This is a genomic window from Stenotrophomonas sp. SrG, from assembly GCF_050031795.1.
Classification (GTDB): Bacteria; Pseudomonadota; Gammaproteobacteria; order Xanthomonadales; family Xanthomonadaceae; genus Stenotrophomonas; species Stenotrophomonas rhizophila_A.
The window spans coordinates 1-231 of sequence record NZ_JBNBBE010001661.1; the positions used below are offsets into that span (position 1 = coordinate 1).

General features: G+C 61.9%; 1 protein-coding gene. It reads left to right on the forward strand.

Going from position 1 to position 231, the window contains the following annotated elements; translation table 11 throughout:
- The coding region (locus tag ACQG3P_RS25010; protein WP_426806550.1) for a hypothetical protein at window positions 1-231 on the forward strand (231 nt) is incomplete at both ends.

Below are 231 nucleotides of genomic sequence, written 5' to 3' on the forward strand. Positions count from 1 at the left end.
CTGTGGGAAGCGTTATTGCGTTACACGGTGATCGGACGCAACGGCCTGTGCGAGTTCCCTACCGCCAAGCTCAAGGGTCAGGTTGTATCGCGGGTTCGCTACAAGGCGGCCCGATCCAGGCTGTTGCCGCTCAGTCGCCCCGGCCTGCAGCACTTGTTTCCTGATGGAGACCGCGCGGCTGTGCAGGCAGTCAAGTTCCTGACCACCACACCTGATCACACCGCCACCCAT